This window comes from Steroidobacteraceae bacterium (assembly GCA_041395505.1).
Classification (GTDB): Bacteria; Pseudomonadota; Gammaproteobacteria; order Steroidobacterales; family Steroidobacteraceae; genus JAWLAG01.
This window is the reverse complement of sequence record JAWLAG010000001.1, coordinates 1,075,701-1,092,474: the sequence shown is the minus strand read 5'-3', so window position 1 is coordinate 1,092,474 and position 16,774 is coordinate 1,075,701. Positions and strand designations below refer to the sequence as shown.

16 protein-coding genes are annotated in these 16,774 nt (G+C 62.4%); 9 read left to right on the top strand and 7 right to left on the bottom strand.

Annotated elements, in window-relative coordinates; all coding sequences use genetic code 11:
* Positions 1-31 precede the first annotated feature (31 nt).
* From R3E77_05015 to gpmA, 3 genes are read left to right on the top strand one after another with little or no spacing between them, the layout of a single operon-like run.
* Positions 32-4,834, top strand: a complete 4,803-nt coding sequence (locus R3E77_05015) for an NAD-glutamate dehydrogenase (protein MEZ5498778.1) — start codon at positions 32-34, stop codon at positions 4,832-4,834.
* The gene (locus R3E77_05010; GenBank protein ID MEZ5498777.1) at positions 4,827-5,678 is read left to right on the top strand and encodes a glycosyltransferase; all 852 of its coding nucleotides are present in this window, start codon (positions 4,827-4,829) and stop codon (positions 5,676-5,678) included. The genes R3E77_05015 and R3E77_05010 overlap by 8 nt, the downstream gene beginning before the upstream one ends.
* Complete coding sequence (gene gpmA / locus R3E77_05005; GenBank protein ID MEZ5498776.1) at positions 5,675-6,424, top strand: 2,3-diphosphoglycerate-dependent phosphoglycerate mutase; 750 nt, start codon at positions 5,675-5,677, stop codon at positions 6,422-6,424. Before R3E77_05010 ends, gpmA begins: the two co-directional genes overlap by 4 nt.
* Here gpmA and R3E77_05000 read toward each other — a convergent pair.
* The 4 genes from R3E77_05000 to R3E77_04985 are packed head-to-tail and all read right to left on the bottom strand — an operon-like array spanning position 6,421 to position 8,629.
* Positions 6,421-6,828: a ribonuclease E inhibitor RraB gene (locus tag R3E77_05000; protein MEZ5498775.1), complete on the bottom strand. Its 408-nt coding sequence runs from the start codon at positions 6,826-6,828 to the stop codon at positions 6,421-6,423. The genes gpmA and R3E77_05000 overlap by 4 nt on opposite strands.
* A gap of 21 nt (positions 6,829-6,849) precedes the next feature.
* Positions 6,850-7,632, bottom strand: a complete 783-nt coding sequence (locus R3E77_04995) for an enoyl-CoA hydratase-related protein (GenBank protein ID MEZ5498774.1) — start codon at positions 7,630-7,632, stop codon at positions 6,850-6,852.
* The gene (locus R3E77_04990) at positions 7,629-8,297 is read right to left on the bottom strand and encodes a TetR/AcrR family transcriptional regulator (GenBank protein MEZ5498773.1); all 669 of its coding nucleotides are present in this window, start codon (positions 8,295-8,297) and stop codon (positions 7,629-7,631) included. Before R3E77_04990 ends, R3E77_04995 begins: the two co-directional genes overlap by 4 nt.
* A gap of 17 nt (positions 8,298-8,314) precedes the next feature.
* Complete coding sequence (locus R3E77_04985) at positions 8,315-8,629, bottom strand: 2Fe-2S iron-sulfur cluster-binding protein (GenBank protein MEZ5498772.1); 315 nt, start codon at positions 8,627-8,629, stop codon at positions 8,315-8,317.
* Between the two features lie 251 nt (positions 8,630-8,880).
* On the opposite strand from R3E77_04985, the gene R3E77_04980 reads away from it, so the two are divergent.
* Genes R3E77_04980 through R3E77_04955 form a run of 6 tightly spaced genes read left to right on the top strand, consistent with a single transcriptional unit; the run spans position 8,881 to position 15,057 of the window.
* Positions 8,881-9,642, top strand: coding sequence for an SDR family oxidoreductase (locus tag R3E77_04980; protein MEZ5498771.1), 762 nt, complete (start codon positions 8,881-8,883; stop codon positions 9,640-9,642).
* 6 nt (positions 9,643-9,648) lie between these two features.
* A complete protein-coding gene (locus R3E77_04975) occupies positions 9,649-10,410 on the top strand; it encodes a ThuA domain-containing protein (protein MEZ5498770.1) in 762 nt (253 codons plus the stop codon).
* Complete coding sequence (locus R3E77_04970; GenBank protein MEZ5498769.1) at positions 10,407-11,804, top strand: aromatic ring-hydroxylating dioxygenase subunit alpha; 1,398 nt, start codon at positions 10,407-10,409, stop codon at positions 11,802-11,804. The genes R3E77_04975 and R3E77_04970 overlap by 4 nt, the downstream gene beginning before the upstream one ends.
* Positions 11,805-11,808: 4 nt before the next feature.
* A complete protein-coding gene (locus R3E77_04965; GenBank protein ID MEZ5498768.1) occupies positions 11,809-12,789 on the top strand; it encodes a thiamine pyrophosphate-dependent dehydrogenase E1 component subunit alpha in 981 nt (326 codons plus the stop codon).
* Between the two features lie 23 nt (positions 12,790-12,812).
* A complete protein-coding gene (locus R3E77_04960) occupies positions 12,813-13,829 on the top strand; it encodes an alpha-ketoacid dehydrogenase subunit beta (protein ID MEZ5498767.1) in 1,017 nt (338 codons plus the stop codon).
* 10 nt (positions 13,830-13,839) lie between these two features.
* Positions 13,840-15,057, top strand: coding sequence for a dihydrolipoamide acetyltransferase family protein (locus R3E77_04955; GenBank protein ID MEZ5498766.1), 1,218 nt, complete (start codon positions 13,840-13,842; stop codon positions 15,055-15,057).
* Here R3E77_04955 and R3E77_04950 read toward each other — a convergent pair.
* From R3E77_04950 to R3E77_04940, 3 genes are read right to left on the bottom strand one after another with little or no spacing between them, the layout of a single operon-like run.
* Positions 15,054-15,920 (bottom strand): aminoglycoside phosphotransferase family protein, encoded by an 867-nt coding sequence (locus R3E77_04950; GenBank protein MEZ5498765.1) that lies wholly within the window; start codon positions 15,918-15,920, stop codon positions 15,054-15,056. The genes R3E77_04955 and R3E77_04950 overlap by 4 nt on opposite strands.
* On the bottom strand, positions 15,917-16,525 hold the full coding sequence (gene pnuC, locus R3E77_04945) for a nicotinamide riboside transporter PnuC (GenBank protein MEZ5498764.1): 609 nt from the start codon (positions 16,523-16,525) through the stop codon (positions 15,917-15,919). The genes R3E77_04950 and pnuC overlap by 4 nt, the downstream gene beginning before the upstream one ends.
* Entirely contained in the window at positions 16,522-16,773 is a 252-nt protein-coding gene (locus R3E77_04940; protein ID MEZ5498763.1) for a hypothetical protein, read from the bottom strand. Before R3E77_04940 ends, pnuC begins: the two co-directional genes overlap by 4 nt.
* Position 16,774 lies beyond the last annotated feature (1 nt).

Sequence of the window (16,774 nt, the reverse complement as noted above, 5' to 3'; positions counted from 1 at the left end):
GCCCTGAGCCACGAGGCGAAGAATCAGAAACATGTCTGGAAAGATACCTGCGCGTCGACGCGCGCTGATCAAGGCAGCGGTCAAGGCAACCAGCAAGGGCGATAAATTTCGCCATCTGGTCGGGCTGTACTATCGCGGTGTCGATGAAGCCGACCTGGAGCGCTACACGGCCGGGCAGCTGTCAGCCAGGGCGCTTTCGCACTATCAGCATGCCGACTCGCGCCGGCGCGGCCAGGCCCTGGTGCGGGTGTTCAACCCTTCGCAGCGCAGTGATCATTTCGAATCGACCGCGACGCTCGTGCAGATCGCCGTCGAGGACATGCCATTCCTCGTCGATTCGATTGGCATGGTCTTCAGCCGCTTGCGCATCGGTGTGCATCTGCTGGTGCATCCGGTGCTGAATGTTGCGCGCACGGCGAACGGCCGCATCATCGGGATCGGCGAACCTGGCCAGGGAGCCGGCCGGGACGAGTCCTGGCAGCTGCTGGAGATCGACAAGCAGACCGATGCCGCGTCGATTCGCCGCATCGAACTTGCCTTGCGCGAAGCGCTCGCCGATGTGATGGCGGCAGTGCGTGACTGGCGCACCATGCGTAAGCGCGCCCAACAACTGGCAGCAACACTCGAACAGCCGGGCGGACCGGTTGCCGCCGCCGAGCGGCACGAAGCTGCCGCATTGCTGAAGTGGATGGATGCGGGCCATTTCGTGTTCCTCGGCTACCGCTACTACCGGCTGCATCGCGGTCGCGGTGCCGACCGGCTGATACCGGACAAGACGAGCGGCCTAGGCATCCTTCGAACTACCCGGGCGCGACGTCGCAAACCGGTCGAACTGCGCGGTGAAGCGCGGCGCCGCGCACGCGAGCAGGCTGCCCTCGTCATAACCAAGGCAAACTCGGTTGCGACGGTGCACCGCGCAACCTATCTCGATCATGTCGGCGTCAAGGCCTTCGATCGTAGCGGTCGCGCCATTGGCGAGCACCGGCTGCTCGGGCTGTGGACTTCCGGGGCCTACCTGTCGAGCCCGCGCGACATACCGGTCCTGCGCGCCAAGGTCGCGCGCGTACTCGAGGAATTCGCGCTGGAGCCGAGCAGCCACGATGCGAAAGCGGTCAGCCATCTGATCGAGACCTATCCGCGCGACGAGTTGTTCCAGGCGAGCGTCGCCGATCTCACGCGCATCGTGCGCTCGGCGGTCAATCTCTACGAGCGCCGCAAGGTTCGATTGCTCGTGCGGCGAGACCCCTACGACCGTTTCTTCTCCTGCATGGTCTACGTGCCCCGGGATCGGTACAACACGCAGGTTCGCCAACGGATCGAACAGCTGCTTCGCGAGGCATATCGCGGCCGCGCGCTCGAGAGCCAGGTACAGATTTCGGACTCCAATCACGCGCGGTTGCATATCGTCGTACGCACCGAACCGGGCGAGCGCGTCCGACCCGACCTCGACCGGCTGGAGGAAGCGATCACGGCCGCGGCAACCACCTGGAACGACCGACTGCGCGAGGCATTGCATGCTGCAATGCCGGCCGACGCCGCTGCCGCGCTCGCGGCACGTTACGAAAATACTTTTCCCATCGCCTACCAGGACGAACTCGAGCCAGCCGCCGCAATCGACGACATCACCGAACTGCAGGCCCTAGGCCCTGACTCGCGTGCGCTCAGACTCGTGTTGCATCGTCCGGTCGAACAACTGCGCCAGCGGGCACATCTGAAGATCATCAAGCGCGGCGAGCCGATCCCCATCTCCGACCTGCTGCCGACCATGGAGAATTTCTCCCTGCGGGTCATCGCCGAGCGTCCCTACCAGCTCGAATGGCCGGATGGTGGCACGGCCTGGATCCAGGACTTCGAGTTCGAAGACCACGATGGCGCGGCCGTCGACATCGCCCGTATCGAGGATCGCTTCGTCGAAGGCTTCCTTGCCGTCTGGCGCGGCGAAGTCGAGAACGACGGCTTCAACCGGCTGCTGTTGCGCGCCAGCCTGACCATCCGGCAGATCGCGATGCTGCGCTCCTACGGTCGTTATCTGCTGCAAACAGGCATTCCTTTCAGCCAGAACTCGATGGAGCGCGCGCTTGCCGCCCATCCGCGCCTGGCGCAGACGCTTTGGCAGCTGTTTGCACTGCGTCTCGACCCGGAGTCCGCAAGCAGGACCAGTCTGCGCCAGGAACAGCGGATGCTCGAGCGCAGCAACGCGCTGCTCGATGATGTGACCAGTCTCGATGACGATCGCATGCTGCGAAGTTTTCGCGACTGCATCCTCGCGACCCTGCGCAGCAATTTCTTCCAGCGCGACAAGGACGGCGTGAACAAGAGCAACATCGCGCTCAAGCTCGACCCGACCCGCATACCTGGTCTGCCACTGCCACTGCCAATGTACGAAATCTTCGTCTACAGCCCGCGCGTCGAGGGCGTGCACCTGCGCAAGGGACCGGTGGCGCGTGGCGGATTGCGCTGGTCCGACCGGCGCGAGGATTTTCGCACCGAGGTACTGGGGCTGATGAAGGCGCAGAACGTCAAGAACACGGTCATCGTGCCGGCCGGGGCCAAGGGCGGATTCGTGCCGAAGCAGATGCCTGCCGGCGCAAACCGCGACGAAGTGCAGCGCGAAGGTATCGCCTGCTACTCGATCTTCATCCGCTCGTTGCTCGATGTAACCGACAATATCGTCGACGGCCGGGTCGTCCACCCGTCCGCCGTTCGCTGTCGGGACGGCGATGACCCCTATCTGGTTGTCGCGGCCGACAAAGGCACCGCGACCTTCTCGGACATTGCCAACGCCATCGCGGCCGAGTATGGCTTCTGGCTTGGCGATGCGTTCGCCTCGGGCGGCTCAGCCGGGTACGATCACAAGAAGATGGCGATCACGGCGCGCGGCGCCTGGGAGTCTGTAAAGCGCCATTTCCGCGAACTCGGCGTCGATACGCAGAAAGATGAATTCACCGTGCTCGGCATTGGCGACATGTCGGGCGACGTGTTCGGCAACGGCATGCTTCTGTCGGACCGCATCCGCCTGCTCGCGGCATTCAATCACCAGCACATTTTCATCGACCCCGCTCCCGTTGCTGCGCGCAGCTTCGCAGAACGGCAACGCCTGTTTGCCCTGCCGCGCTCGGGCTGGGATGACTACGATCGGCGGGCAATATCCCGCGGTGGCGGCATATTCCAGCGCAGCGCCAAGACCGTCGCCCTGTCGAACGAGATACGCGCCATGCTGGGCATCGAAGCCGCGGCGCTGTCGCCGAACGAATTGATCCGCGCGCTGCTGCAGATGCCGGTCGACCTACTCTGGAATGGCGGCATTGGCACCTACATCAAGGCGAGCACGGAAACCCATGCCCAGATCGGCGATCGCAGCAACGATGGCCTGCGGGTCGATGCCCGCAAGGTACGCGCCAGGGTCATAGGCGAAGGCGGCAACCTCGGCGTTTCGCAGCTCGGCCGCGTCGAGTTTTCAGCGCGCGGCGGACGGATCAATACGGATTTCATCGACAATTCCGGCGGCGTCAACAGTTCGGATCTCGAGGTCAACATCAAGATCCTCCTGAATGACGCCGAACGCAGCACGCAGCTCACCCGCCCGCGACGCAATCAGTTGTTGCGGCAGATGACGAACGAGGTGGCCGCACTTGTGCTGCGCAACAACTATCTCCAGTCGCAAACGCTGAGCGTGCTGGAGCTCAATGCCGGCAATCGCCTGCAGGAGCACAGGCAACTCATTCGTTCGCTCGAGCGTGTGGCGGAACTGAATCGCGAAGTCGAATTCCTGCCGAGCGACGAGGAAATTGCCGAGCGCGGCAAGCGTGGCGAGCGGCTGACGCGGCCGGAGTTGGCCGTGCTGCTGTCCTACAGCAAGATACTGCTGAAGTCGCAACTGACGGGCAGCGATGTAGCCAATGATCCCTATCTGTCCGGCGAACTGCCGCGCTATTTCCCCACGGCGCTGGCACGCCGTTATGCCAAGCAGATGCAACGCCATCGCCTGCGTCGCGAAATCATTGTTACTGCGACGACCAATAGCCTGATCAACCGCATGGGGCCTTCATTCGTGATTCGCGCGGGCGACGATACCGGTGCACCGCCGGTCGCGGTTGCGCGGGCCTACGCGATCGCGCGCGAGAGTTTCGCGATGCGGGACGTGTGGGCGGCCATCGAGGCGCTCGATAATCGCGTTGCCGCGGCAACGCAGTACAGCATGCACTGGGCGACGAGCCGGGCATTGCGGCATGTGACTTACTGGCTGCTCGCGCATCGCCGCGGCGCAAGTGACGTCGAATCCGTTGTTCGTGAATATCAACCGGCCATTGCCGGCCTGGCGCGCAACGTGGAGTCGTATCTTGCGGGCGAGGATCTCTCTCGTTTCCATGCGATGCGCGATGAACTCATCGGCGCCGGGACGCCAGCGGGACTTGCCAACCACGTTGCCTCGCTTGCGCCGCTCGAAGCCGCATTCGACCTGGTCGAGATCAATCGCCGCGCCAGGCAGGACCTGCGCAGCGTGGCCGCCCTGCACTTCGCCATAGGCGCGAACCTCGGCATCGACTGGCTGCAAAACCAAATCGACCGACTGCGTGTGGACGGACCCTGGCAGGCCAGGGCCCGCAACGAATTGCGCGAGCGCGCCGCAAGAACGCATCGCGATTTCACTCGCAACTTGCTCGCGACGCGCAAGGGCCCGGTCGCCGATCGAATTGGACTGTGGCGTAAACCGCGCGAGTCGGCAGTTGCGGATTGGCTGCAGGTGATCTCGGAGATGCGCGCTGTGGGCGGCAGCGATTTTGCGACGCTGTCGGTCGGTGTCGAATCGTTGCGCAAACTTCTCCGTGCCTGACCGCGCAGCGAGCGCCAGGCCTTCGCTTTCGCTCATCGTCTCGACCTACGAGCGAGCCGATGCACTCGCCATGGTTCTGCGCAGTGCGCTCGCGCAGAGCGATCCGCCGGATGAGCTGGTCGTCGCGGACGATGGCTCCGATTGCGACAACGAGTCCATTGCGCTCAGGCTACACGCGCCGCCAACTTGCAAAATTCTCTACCTGCGCCAGCCTCACGAAGGATTTCGACTGGCCCGGCTGCGGAATCTGGCCATCGCGGCCACGCGCGCCGACTTTGTGCTGTTCATCGACGGCGACATGCTTCTTCACCCGCATTTCGTTCGCGATCACAGGCGCCAGGCAAGCCGCGGTTTTTTCAACCAGGGACCGCGCCTGGCTCTCGATGACGGCACGACTCGCGAGATCATGAGTGGCAACGCCTTGCCGGACATCGCGAGGCTGCGTGAGGGCTGCGCGACCCGCCATCGTCTGCTCGGCCGACACTGGCCAGCGCTGTCGCGACGCTTGCGGCGACTAGGCAATGCATTGATATCCGTCAAGGGTTGTAATTTCGGCTTCTGGCGCAATGACCTCGTGAGGGTCAACGGCTTCAACGAGCAATTCACCGGTTGGGGCGCGGAGGACAAGGAGCTCTGCCAACGGCTCGAACATGCGGGCGTCAGGCGCCAGACACTCCTGTTCTCAGGACTCGCCTGGCATCTTGCGCACGCGCCGGCAGCGCGCCATCGTGCCGCAGAAAATAGTAAAATCCTCGTGGCCACCCGGCAGCAGTGCCTTACACGTTGCACAGCCGGGCTCGATGCGCATCTTCACACGAACCCCGATGAAGGATCAGCGACTTGACTGGCAAGCTCATTTTGGTGCGACACGGGCAGAGCACCTGGAATCTCGAGAATCTGTTCACCGGCTGGACGGACGTGGATCTTACCGAGCAGGGTCGCGAGGAAGCGCGCCAGGCGGGACAGCTCCTGCTCGCCGAGCAGCTCAAGGTCGATCTGGCCTTCACCTCCACTCTCAAGCGCGCGATACGCACACTGTGGATCATGCTCGATGCCATGGATCGCATGTGGGTGCCGGTCGAGCGCAGCTGGCGGCTCAATGAACGTCACTATGGCGCATTGCAGGGCTTGAACAAGGCCGAAACCGTGGCGCAGCACGGCGAGGCACAAGTGAAGATCTGGCGACGCAGCTACGATATCGCGCCACCACCTCTTGCACTGGATGACCGTCGCCATCCGCGCTTCGATGAGCGTTATGCCGGCCTGACAGCGAACGAATTGCCGGCGACCGAATCACTCAAGGACACGCTCGCGCGCGTCAAGCCATACTGGGAGCGGACGTTGGCGCCGGCGCTCGGCGCGGGACGCAATGTGCTGGTCGTAGCCCATGGCAACTCGCTGCGCGCCATGGTCAAGATGCTGGACAACGTTTCCGAAGCACAGATCGTGGAGCTCAATATCCCGACCGGAGCGCCCCTGCTGTACCAATTGGACGACGGTTTGCGCCCGACAGCAAGCCGCTACCTCGGCGACGCCGAGGCCGTCGCTCGCGCGGCAGAAGCGGTGCGCCAGCAGACGTCGCGCGGCTAGCGCCCGGCAGCGGCCCAGCCGTCATAGCGCCCGCCGTGACGCTCGGCGAGCTCGCGAAACGACTTCGAACGCTCCTGCATTTCATCGCGCTGCAGACGCACGGCCAGCTTTGCATGGACGCTGTAGCGATGACCGTCATCGCCATCCAATTCGCGCGTGTCGACCTCATAGCCCATTGCGCGCAGATGCGCCTCGACGGCAGCCGCTGATTCGGCATCCGGCAACGCGAAGAAAAAATCGCAGTCGTGGCTCGAGAACGGATCGGCGCCTGCGGCTTTCAACCGGGCGATCTGCCGGCTGTCCCAGTCATCCGTGGGTTGATTGCGCAGACGCCGCAGGTTGAAGAAAATGCGCAGCACGGCTGCCATGGCGGCAGCGATCAGCAGGAGAGACAACCAGCGCACGGCCACCTCGGCAGCGCTCCCCTAGTTGAATTTCGGCTGGCGCTTCTCGAGGAACGCGCCGATGCCTTCGTGACCTTCAGACGTTGACGCCTGGCGCGCTATCATCTGGCTTTCGAGGGCCATGTGCGCCTCGAGCGCGCCACTCGAGGCCGCGAGCAGGCGTTTCGACTTGCCATAGGCACGAATCGGACCGGCGGCGAGCCGCGTGGCAAGGGCCTTCGCCTCGTCGAGGACTTTGTCAGTCGCAACCACCTGGTTGATCATGCCCCAGTCGCAGGCCTCCTGCGCGCTCAGATTGCGATTGGTGAGAATCAATTCCGCCGCCCGGCGGGGTCCGACCATACGCGGCAGGAAGAACGACGTACTGCCATCGGGTGTGAGCGCAACGCCAGTATAGGCCAGCGAGAATTTCGCGCTCTGCGCTGCGATTGCAAGATCCGCCATCAAGGCTAGGCCGATCCCCGCCCCGGCGGCCGTACCGTTGATGGCAGCGATCACAGGGGCGTCCATCCGCACGAAATGCGATATGGCGCCATGCAGGTAGGAGGTAAGCTCGCGCAGATAACCTTCGCGCGACGATCCTGCCGCGACCATCCCACGCAAGTCGCCACCGAAACAGAAGTTCTTGCCTGCGCCGGTCAGGACGATGGCACGCACCGCCGTATCGCGCTCGCAGTCGATTGCCGCTTCGAGCAGAGCCCGGCCGGTAGGAATGTCGAGGGTGTTGGCATTGTCGGGGCGGTTGAGGGTGATGACCGCGACCTGCTCCTGCTTCGAGACGAGTACGGGTGGGGATGTGCTCATTCATGGCCCTCCGGTTTGCTGTCAGGCTGCAAGAGATCCTTGAGGCGCGTCTCCAGGTATTGCAGCATTTTCTGGTCGGCTTCGGTTTCCTTGTGGGTCAGAAAACTGATCGCCATGCCTTCCAGCAGGTAACGGCTCAGGTTGAAGCCGATTTCGAATTTCTCGCCCTTGCCGCGCCAGAGTGGAAACAGATCGAGGGCGGTGCGCCGCCATTCGGCTTCGAACGCCTCCTGCACAGGGCGCAGTATCTGCGCCAATTCGCGATCCGTGCGGGCTGCGACCGCCAGCTCGAAGAAGGCGACGAACAGTGGGTGCTTGACGTGCTGCCAGTATCCGATCACGCCCTGGCGCACCTGATCGCCATCGGGCGGCGTCGATGACATGGCTTTGCGAAAAGCGCGCAGACGCTTGGCATGCAGGTGTTCGACCGCCGCAGTGACCATGTCGCGCTTGGATGGAAAGTGATGCAGCATCGCGCCGCGGGACACGGCCGCCTTGGCAGCGACAACGGTCGTCGTCGAGCGCGCGTAGCCGAGGTCAGCGAAACACTTGATCGCCGCTTCGAGAATCTGACGGCGCGTACTGGCGCTTTTCTGCGCCTGCCAGCCAAGCTCTGCAGCACTCTCGGCGGCGATCGGTTTGACAGCTTGCGGTCGGCGCGGCATGCGGGATCGGGCGGGTGTTATTCGTCCGGCGCGATCGTCACGCGCATGCCAGCGAGCTCGTCGGTGAATTCCACCTGGCAGGACAGCCGCGAGTTATCACGCTTTTCGGCCAACTCGGCAATCAGCTCCGCCTCGTCCGACATGGGGGTCGGCAAACGTTCGAGCCATTCGGAATCGATGTAGACATGGCAGGTTGCGCAGGAGCACATGCCGCCGCAGATCGCCGCGACCCCGTAGTCGAGCTCGCGCAATGTTTCCATCAACTTCAATCCTGACTTGCCATCGACCTCGTGCTCGATGCCATCACGATCAACTACACGCAACAGAGCCATCAATAATTCCTGTTATTTTTCAATAGGTTACTAAAGAATTTTCGGATCCTGACAATCCATCATTGTCTCACAAAAAAACAGTCATGACTGTTTGTTCCGGTTGCCGCCCAAACATATAATTCCAGCTGTGGCACCGGGCGCGCTAGTCTGCCGAGGTTGCCGCGAGTAATCCAGTGCCAGCCGGGCGGATGACGGTCAAATTCCGGCAGCGGCGCATTGAATAACCCGTCTTTCAGCGAGGAACGACAGCAATGGATCTTGGACTGCGAGGCAAGAAAGCCATCGTCACGGGGGCCACCAAGGGTATCGGTCGGGCTGTCGTCGAGCTGCTCGCCGCGGAAGGCGCCGAAGTCGGCATCGGCGCGCGCACGCCGGAGACGGTGGAAGCGGCCGTGCGCGAACTGCGTGCCAAGGGACTGACTGCGGTCGGAGCGCCTGTCAACGTGCGCGACGGCGACTCCTACAAGGCCTGGCTCGAGAAATTGATCGAAGAACTGGGCGGCTGCGACATTTTCATTGCCGGGGTCAGTGGCGGTGCCGGCATGGACAGCGAGAAGAACTGGCACCGCAATTTTGAAATCGATGTGCTGCATACCGTGCGTGGTTGTGAAATCGTCATCCCGCACATGAAGAAGGCGGGTGGCGGATCGATAGTCATCATCGGATCGACCAATGCCGTCGAAACATTCGGCGGCCCGATGGCGTACAACGCACTCAAGGGTGCACTGATCGTATATGGCAAGCAACTGGGCCAATTCGTTGGCCGCGACAACATTCGCGTCAACTCCGTCTCGCCCGGGCCAATCTATTTCGAAGACGGCGCATGGGAGATGATCAAAGGCACGCAACCGAAATTCTACGATTGGGCCATCAAGCAGATGCCGAACCGGCGCCTTGGATCCTTGCCCGAAATTGCCAAGGTGATTGCGTTCGTCGCAAGCCCGGCGGCGAGCCTCATGAACGGCGCCAATGTGGTCGCCGACAACGGCTTTACGAAGCGGGTGCAGCTGTAGCCTGGCATGGCCCGCATCGATGTCCTGTTGGTCTGCGGGGGCAAATACCATGACATGGATTTCGCCCGCCTCGAGCTTTTGAAGCTGCTTGCCGAACACGAGCAGATTCGCGTCAGGGTTGCGGAAGATTTCAGCAATGCCGCCGCCATCCGTGCCAGCAACTGTCTCGTGACCTACACCTGCAATGTGCTGCCCGACGAGGCTGGCGAAGCTGCGTTGCGCGCGTTCCTCGAGACAGGTGGCCGCTGGCTCGCATTGCATGGAACGAACTCTGTGCTGAAATGGTCGCGCGAGCACAAGGCCTGGGACGCGCCGCGAACGGCGCCAGGATTCATGCAGATGCTCGGCAGCCAGTTCATCGCACACCCGGCCATTTCGCCCTACAGGGTTGAAATTTCCGATCCTGACGACCCGCTGGTAGCCGACCTCGAAGCCTTCGACGCCGACGACGAGCTCTACCTGTGCGAATACCACGGCGATAACCATGCCCTGCTGCACACCCGCTTTGACGGCGTTGCCGAAGGCTTCGTCGAGCGCGACTGGCGTGGCGGCAAACGCCAGCTCGTGCTCTATCGACGACGCGTCGGATCGGGTGAAATCCTCTATTGCACGCTTGGCCACTGCCGCGGACGCTACGACATGCAGCCGCTGATCGAGAACTACCCGACCGTCGAGCGCGGCAGCTGGAAACTGCCGGTTTTCTACCGAATACTCCGCCGTGGCATCCGCTGGGCCGCCCGCATCGACCACGCCACGGAGGCTTCATGACGCGCGATCGCAAACCAGCCCCGGACGAGGGGTTCATGCTGCGTTCGCGAGCGCCGACCTATGCACCGGTTCCGCGCGGTACGCCGTTGCCGGGCGGCACACCGACCGATAAATCTCCCGGACCCGATTTCGACTGGGATGTCATCGACCCGCGCCGCTACACATCGCGCGAATTCATGGAGCTCGAGTGGCAGAAGATCTGGACCAAAGTATGGTTGCTCGGCGGCCGCGCCTGCGACATACCTGAGCCCGGCGATTACCTCGTAACGGAGATCGGGCCGGAGTCGATCCTCATCGTGAGGCAGAAGGACGGCACCGTGCGCGCCTTCTACAATGTGTGTCAGCATCGCGGCAACCGGCTGCGCGACTGCGGTATCGGCACCGCAGAGGAATCACTGACCTTCAAATGCCGCTACCATCACTGGGAGTACAATCTCGATGGCAGCTATCATCGCATTCCCGACATTGATACTTTCCCGCAGGGCAAACCGCGGCATGCCCTGACGGAGGTTGGCTGCGAAATCTGGGCGGGATTCATCTGGTACACGATGAACGAAAACCCGCCGCCGCTGCGGCAGTACCTCGAGCCGCTGGTTGAGCACCTCGAGCCCTATCGCTTCGAGAAAATGATCCAGACCCGCAACATCACCGTCGAGTGGGACTGCAACTGGAAGACCTCGGTCGATGCGTTCAACGAGACCTACCACGTGCAGGGCATACACCCGCAGCTGCTATGGTACCTGCACGATCTGGATGTCCAGATCGACTGCTACGAGCGGCATAACCGCTATCTCATTCCGTTTGGATTGCTGTCGCCGCGCGTGCGCGTGCCGCCGACGATTCCCGATCCGATCAAGGTGCTGATGAAAGCAGCCAATATGGACCCTGCCGAATATGAAGGCCGGATTGCAGACATCCGCCAGGATGTACAACGCCATATGCGTGCCGGGGCCGCCAGCAAGGGCAAGGACTACTCGCAGCTGAATGACGATCAGCTCACGGACGATTATCACTACATGATCTTTCCGAACCTGTCGCTCAATGTGCACGCGGACGATTTCTGGGTGTTTCGCCAGCGCCCGCACGCCAGCGATCCGGACAAGATGTACTACGACATCTGGACATTCGAGATCGAGCAGAACCTGTCCGAACTCGATGATCCCGATGAAATTCGGCCGCGCGTGCGCCACCAGCATTTCCGCCACGGCGACAAGTCAATAGGCCTCGTGCTCGACCAGGATGCGGAAAACCTTCCGGGCGTTCAGCTCGGCATGCATTCACGCGGATTCAAGGGGCTGTGGATCGGCCGGCAGGAAACCCGGATCCGCCATTTTCACAAGGTGATCGACGACTACATCTACGGTCCTGGCAAGAAGCCACCGGGAGCACTCTAGAACCATGACGAACACCATGCCATTGAACCGCGAGCAATTGCTCCGCGCCTATCGCGACATGAAACTCATCCGCGAATTCGAGGAGCGGCTGCACACCGAGATCGCCACCGGCGAGATACCAGGGTTCACCCATCTTTATGCAGGCCAGGAGGCCGTTGCAACCGGTGTCTGTCACAACCTGACCGACCTCGATTACATCGTGAGCACGCACCGCGGCCACGGCCACTGCATCGCAAAGGGCTGCGATATCGACGGCATGATGAAGGAAATCTACGGTCGGGCCGGCGGACTGTGCAAGGGCAAGGGCGGCTCGATGCACATCGCCGACGTCACCAAGGGAATGCTTGGCGCAAATGCCATCGTCGGCGGCGGCCCGCCGCTGGCGGTCGGCGCTGCCATTGCCTGCAAACTCGCCGACAAGGGCCAGGTCAGTGTCGCTTTTGGCGGCGACGGCAGCTGCAACCAGGGCACGGTCTTCGAAGCCATGAATCTTGCCGTCGTACTCAAGGTTCCGGCCATATTCGTTTTCGAGAACAACGGCTACAGCGAGCACACCGGCGTCGATTATGCAGTGGGCTCAGGGGACATCGCGGGGCGCTGCGCTGCCTTCGGCATGCCTGCCGAGAAAGTGGACGGGGCGGACTTCTTCGCCGTACATGCAGCGATGCGAACCGCCACCGAACGTGCCCGTCGCGGCGACGGACCTAGCAGTATCGAAGCGACGATCACACGCTATTTCGGCCATTTCGAAGGCGACCCCCAGAATTATCGCGCCAAGGGCGAAGTCGCAAGACTGCGCGAGACCATGGACTGCCTGAAGCGCTTTCGTGAGCAATGCGTGACGAACAAACTCGTCGGTGTTGCCGATCTGGACGCAATCGATGCCGAGGTGCTTGCCACGATCGACGCAGCGGTGACCGCCGCCAAGGCTGATTCGCCGCCGCCTGCGAGCGAGATCACCCAGGACGTATACATCAGCTACTGATCCTTATCCGAGCGAAGTCGAACATGCCACAGTTATCAATGCGCGATGCAATCAACCAGGCATTGCATCAGGAAATGGAACGTGACCCGCGGATCATCGTGCTGGGCGAGGACGTGTCGGGCGGGGCCGGCGGCACATCCGGCGAACGCGAGGCATCGGGAGGAATATTCGGTGTCACAAAGGGCCTGCTGCCGCGTTTCGGCGAGGGCCGGGTCATCGACACGCCGATTTCCGAATCCGCGATCATCGGCGCCGCTGGCGGCGCGGCACTCGCCGGGCTGCGACCGGTGGCGGAGCTCATGTTTGCGGATTTCGTCGGCGTATGCATGGACCAGATCTACAATCAGATCGCCAAGTTTCGCTACATGTTCGGCGGCAAGAGCCGCTGCCCGGTCGTACTGCGAGCGGCCATGGGCGCTGGCATGAACATGGGCGCGCAACACTCACAAACCATCTATTCGATGTTGACCAGTGTTCCCGGGCTCAAGGTTGTCATACCTTCGAACGCATACGACGCCAAAGGACTGATGATCCAGGCGCTGCGCGATGATGACCCGGTCGTATTCTTCGAACACAAGGCGCTCTACCCACGCAAGGCAGAGGTTCCGGAGGAGCCGTACACGATAGCCTTTGGCGAGGCGAACCTGCTGCGCGAAGGCGAGCATGCCACCGTCGTGGCACTCGCACGCATGGTGCCATTCGCGGAAAAAGCCATCGACGGGCTCGCCAAGGACGGCATCACCTGCGATCTGATCGATCCGCGCACGACTTCGCCGCTTGACGAGGACACGATCATCGAGAGCCTGGAGAATACTGGCCGGCTCATCGTGGTCGATGAATCGAATCCGCGCTGCAGCATCGCGTCGGACATTGCCGGCATGGCGGCGAGCAGGGCCTTCGATGCGCTCAAGGCACCGGTGCAGCAGGTTACGGCGCCGCACTCGCCTGTGCCATTCGCGCCCTCGCTCGAGCGCGCCTATGTGCCGGGCCCCGATCGCATCGCGGCGGCGATACGCGCCGCAGTTGCATACGGTCGCTAGGTCGACACCGATGAGCGGCAAGATCCACGCGATCACCATGCCCAAGTGGGGCATCGAGATGACCGAAGGCACCATCAACGAATGGCATGTCCGCGTTGGCGAGGCGATCGAACGCGGCGCACCCCTCCTCGAGGTGGAAACCGAAAAGATCGTCAATGCCGTCGAGGCACCTACGGCGGGAGTGCTTCGCCGCGTCCTTGCAGAAAAAGGCGAAGTTCGGTCGGTTGGCGAACTGATCGCGGTCGCAAGCGAAGGCGAGGCAAGCGATTCCGAGGTCGATGCGTTCATCGCCAGTTTCAAAGGCGCGATTGTCTCGTTCGAGCCCGACTCGGCGCCAACCGGTGAAACAGCTGCGGAGCCGAATCCGGCCGCGAACACTGAGCAGCGCATCAGTCCCATTGCACGTCGCCTGGCCGAGAAACTCGGAATCGACATTGCCGCGGTCAAAGGCACGGGCCGCAATGGCCGGATCTCCAAGGAAGACGTCGAAGCTTTTGCGGCCACCCGCAATGCCCGCCCGGCGAACCAAGCAGCCGCGGCCGATACCGCCGAAGCCGGCACCCGTATCGTTCAAATGTCGTCGATGCGCGCTACGATCGCGCGCCGGCTGAGCGAATCGAAGCGCGAGATTCCGCACTATCGGCTGGTACTCGATGTCGACGTTTCACGATTGTTGCTGCGTAAGGCAGCCATCTCGGAAATGACCGGATCGAAGATCACGCTCAACGACATGCTGATCCGCGGCTCGGCAATGGCGCTCGTCAAGCACCCGTACGTCAACGCGCAGCTGCATGGCAACGAAATTCGTAGTTTCGAACACGCCGACATTGCAGTCGCGGTCGCGACCGACAATGGCTTGATTACGCCCGTCATTCGCCGCGCCGATACCAAGACGGTGCAGCAAATCGCAGCGGAGTCCGCCGATCTCGGTACCCGGGCCCGCAGTGCGCGGCTCGCTCGCGAGGAAATCACGGGCGGCAGCTTCACGCTGTCGAATCTCGGCATGTTTGGTCTAACGCGCTTCGACGCGATCATCAACCCGCCCCAGGTCGCGATCCTGGCGGTCGGAGCCGCCGAGTCGCGGGTCGTGGTGCGTGATTCGGCGCCGGCCGTCGCGCACATGATGACGATGACGCTATCGGCCGATCATCGGGTGGTCGACGGCGCTATTGGCGCGGCTTTCCTTGCGACGCTGCGCCAGCTCCTCGAGCGACCGGAGACGCTCTAGCCCTGTCGGTCGACGCTTGCCAGCATCGTCAGCCGCTCATGTAGCTTCTCGCCCGCGAGCCGCCGAGCGGCTCCGGCCTCGCCCGCTGCCGCAGCGAACCAGAGATCGGCCAGAATACCGTGGAGGCAGGCGAGTTCCAGCAACTCGCTCCGTCCGGCGGCAGGATCGAGCTGTGCCGTTGCCAGAATCAGTTCGACATGACGGGTAAGCGAGGGCTGCGCCGCAAGCAGGGACGCCAGATCATGCAGAGGATCACCCACGGTTGCATACTCCCAGTCGAGCAATTGCAGCGGATCGCAAAGGAGCACATTCGCGGAGTGCAGGTCATTGTGCAGGATGCAATTTGTTCGCACGCTGTGCGGGGCATGGCGCTCTCGCTCGGCGAGGCGCTGTAGCCGCGGAAACTCCTCCAGCGGATTGCGGCCCGTAAGCTCGGTGAGGCTCTCGCAATAGCCCCGGATGTCCTCGGCAGGATTGAATGCCGGACCCGGCGGCGGCGCTACCCTGCGCAATGCCACCAGCCGCCCGACCAGCGTCGTCAGGACGTCGGGACTCATCGTCGATCCGTCCCATACGGGTGCCGCGACATAGCGCGTGACCAACACCGCGCCCGCCTCGAAGCTCGCGAGGATTTCCGGAGCGAATCCATAGCGGGCAGCAAGGCCGTGCAACCTGAGCTCGCGCAGTCGATCTCCCTCCCCGCGCAGCATATTGGCGCGCCGATCGTGCACGACCAGCCTGTCCTCGCCCGCCACGACCGCCCAAGTACGATTGATCGTGCCGCCCTCGAGCAAGGTTGCATGCGCGGCGTCGAGCCCTGGCCAGCGACTCGCCAGCGTGGCAATGAGATTGACGTCCATCATGCCGGCAAAGACTGCAAGCGATAGCGTTTGAGCCAGGTGAAGAAACCGACACAGGCAATACAAAGGAAGGCCACGTACAGGAATGCGACGAACATCAATCCCTGTGCTGCATACATCACGACGGACAGCAGATCGATGACGATCCAGTACAGCCAGTTCTCCAGCTTCATCTGGGTTACAAACCAGGATGCGAGCAGGCTTGCCAGCGTGGTTGCAATATCGAGGTGGGGCCAGGCAGCGGGAGTCACGCTGACGAGCTTTTCGGCAAAGAAGAGCGCGGCTGCCGCGATAAGCGCGACAGCGAGCAGGTGGTAGGCGGCCGGCCAGACACTGATCTGATTATCGCCCGCGGCACCCGTTGACGCGCGCGACCAGCGCCAGTAACCGTAGATCGCAATGAGCACGTAATAGCTTTGCAGCACGGCCTGCATGGGCAATAGTGCCTGCGCCGAGAGGTAGACGAGAATGGCAGAACTCAAGCCACCGGCTATCCAGCAATAGCGGTTCTGCCGCACCGCCAAAAGCGCGTAGACGATGCCGAGGAGTACGGAGACAGCCTCTGCCGCAGTAGTAGCCGCGAGACCTGCCAGTACTTGCTCGATCATTCAACGACGGCGTAGGGGCCGAGTACCTTCAGGACGAACACGGCTTTACCGTGCTCGGCAAGACTCACGCGCATCTGCTTGCAAACGAGTTCCAGGAGTGGTTCGGCCGGTCCGAATACCTGGGTGCTCATACTGTTGGTTTCCACGCGAAATCGCTCGTCGATGTTGAGCCGCTCGATGAATGCTGCAATGGGTGGAATGAATTCATCGCGCAGTGGATACATGCTGATTTCAACACCAATGTCCATG

What these genes read in the sequence shown, in the direction of transcription:
- R3E77_05015 (MEZ5498778.1), top strand. Translation starts at nt 32, where the DNA reads ATGTCTGGAAAGATACCTGCGCGTCGACGCGCGCTGATCAAGGCAGCG.
- R3E77_04995 (MEZ5498774.1), bottom strand. Translation starts at nt 7,632, where the DNA reads ATGAGCACATCCCCACCCGTACTCGTCTCGAAGCAGGAGCAGGTCGCG.
- R3E77_04990 (MEZ5498773.1), bottom strand. Translation starts at nt 8,297, where the DNA reads ATGCCGCGCCGACCGCAAGCTGTCAAACCGATCGCCGCCGAGAGTGCT.
- R3E77_04985 (MEZ5498772.1), bottom strand. Translation starts at nt 8,629, where the DNA reads ATGGCTCTGTTGCGTGTAGTTGATCGTGATGGCATCGAGCACGAGGTC.
- R3E77_04980 (MEZ5498771.1), top strand. Translation starts at nt 8,881, where the DNA reads ATGGATCTTGGACTGCGAGGCAAGAAAGCCATCGTCACGGGGGCCACC.
- R3E77_04975 (MEZ5498770.1), top strand. Translation starts at nt 9,649, where the DNA reads ATGGCCCGCATCGATGTCCTGTTGGTCTGCGGGGGCAAATACCATGAC.
- R3E77_04970 (MEZ5498769.1), top strand. Translation starts at nt 10,407, where the DNA reads ATGACGCGCGATCGCAAACCAGCCCCGGACGAGGGGTTCATGCTGCGT.
- R3E77_04965 (MEZ5498768.1), top strand. Translation starts at nt 11,809, where the DNA reads ATGACGAACACCATGCCATTGAACCGCGAGCAATTGCTCCGCGCCTAT.
- R3E77_04960 (MEZ5498767.1), top strand. Translation starts at nt 12,813, where the DNA reads ATGCCACAGTTATCAATGCGCGATGCAATCAACCAGGCATTGCATCAG.
- R3E77_04955 (MEZ5498766.1), top strand. Translation starts at nt 13,840, where the DNA reads ATGAGCGGCAAGATCCACGCGATCACCATGCCCAAGTGGGGCATCGAG.
- R3E77_04950 (MEZ5498765.1), bottom strand. Translation starts at nt 15,920, where the DNA reads ATGATGGACGTCAATCTCATTGCCACGCTGGCGAGTCGCTGGCCAGGG.
- pnuC (MEZ5498764.1), bottom strand. Translation starts at nt 16,525, where the DNA reads ATGATCGAGCAAGTACTGGCAGGTCTCGCGGCTACTACTGCGGCAGAG.
- R3E77_04940 (MEZ5498763.1), bottom strand. Translation starts at nt 16,773, where the DNA reads ATGGACATTGGTGTTGAAATCAGCATGTATCCACTGCGCGATGAATTC.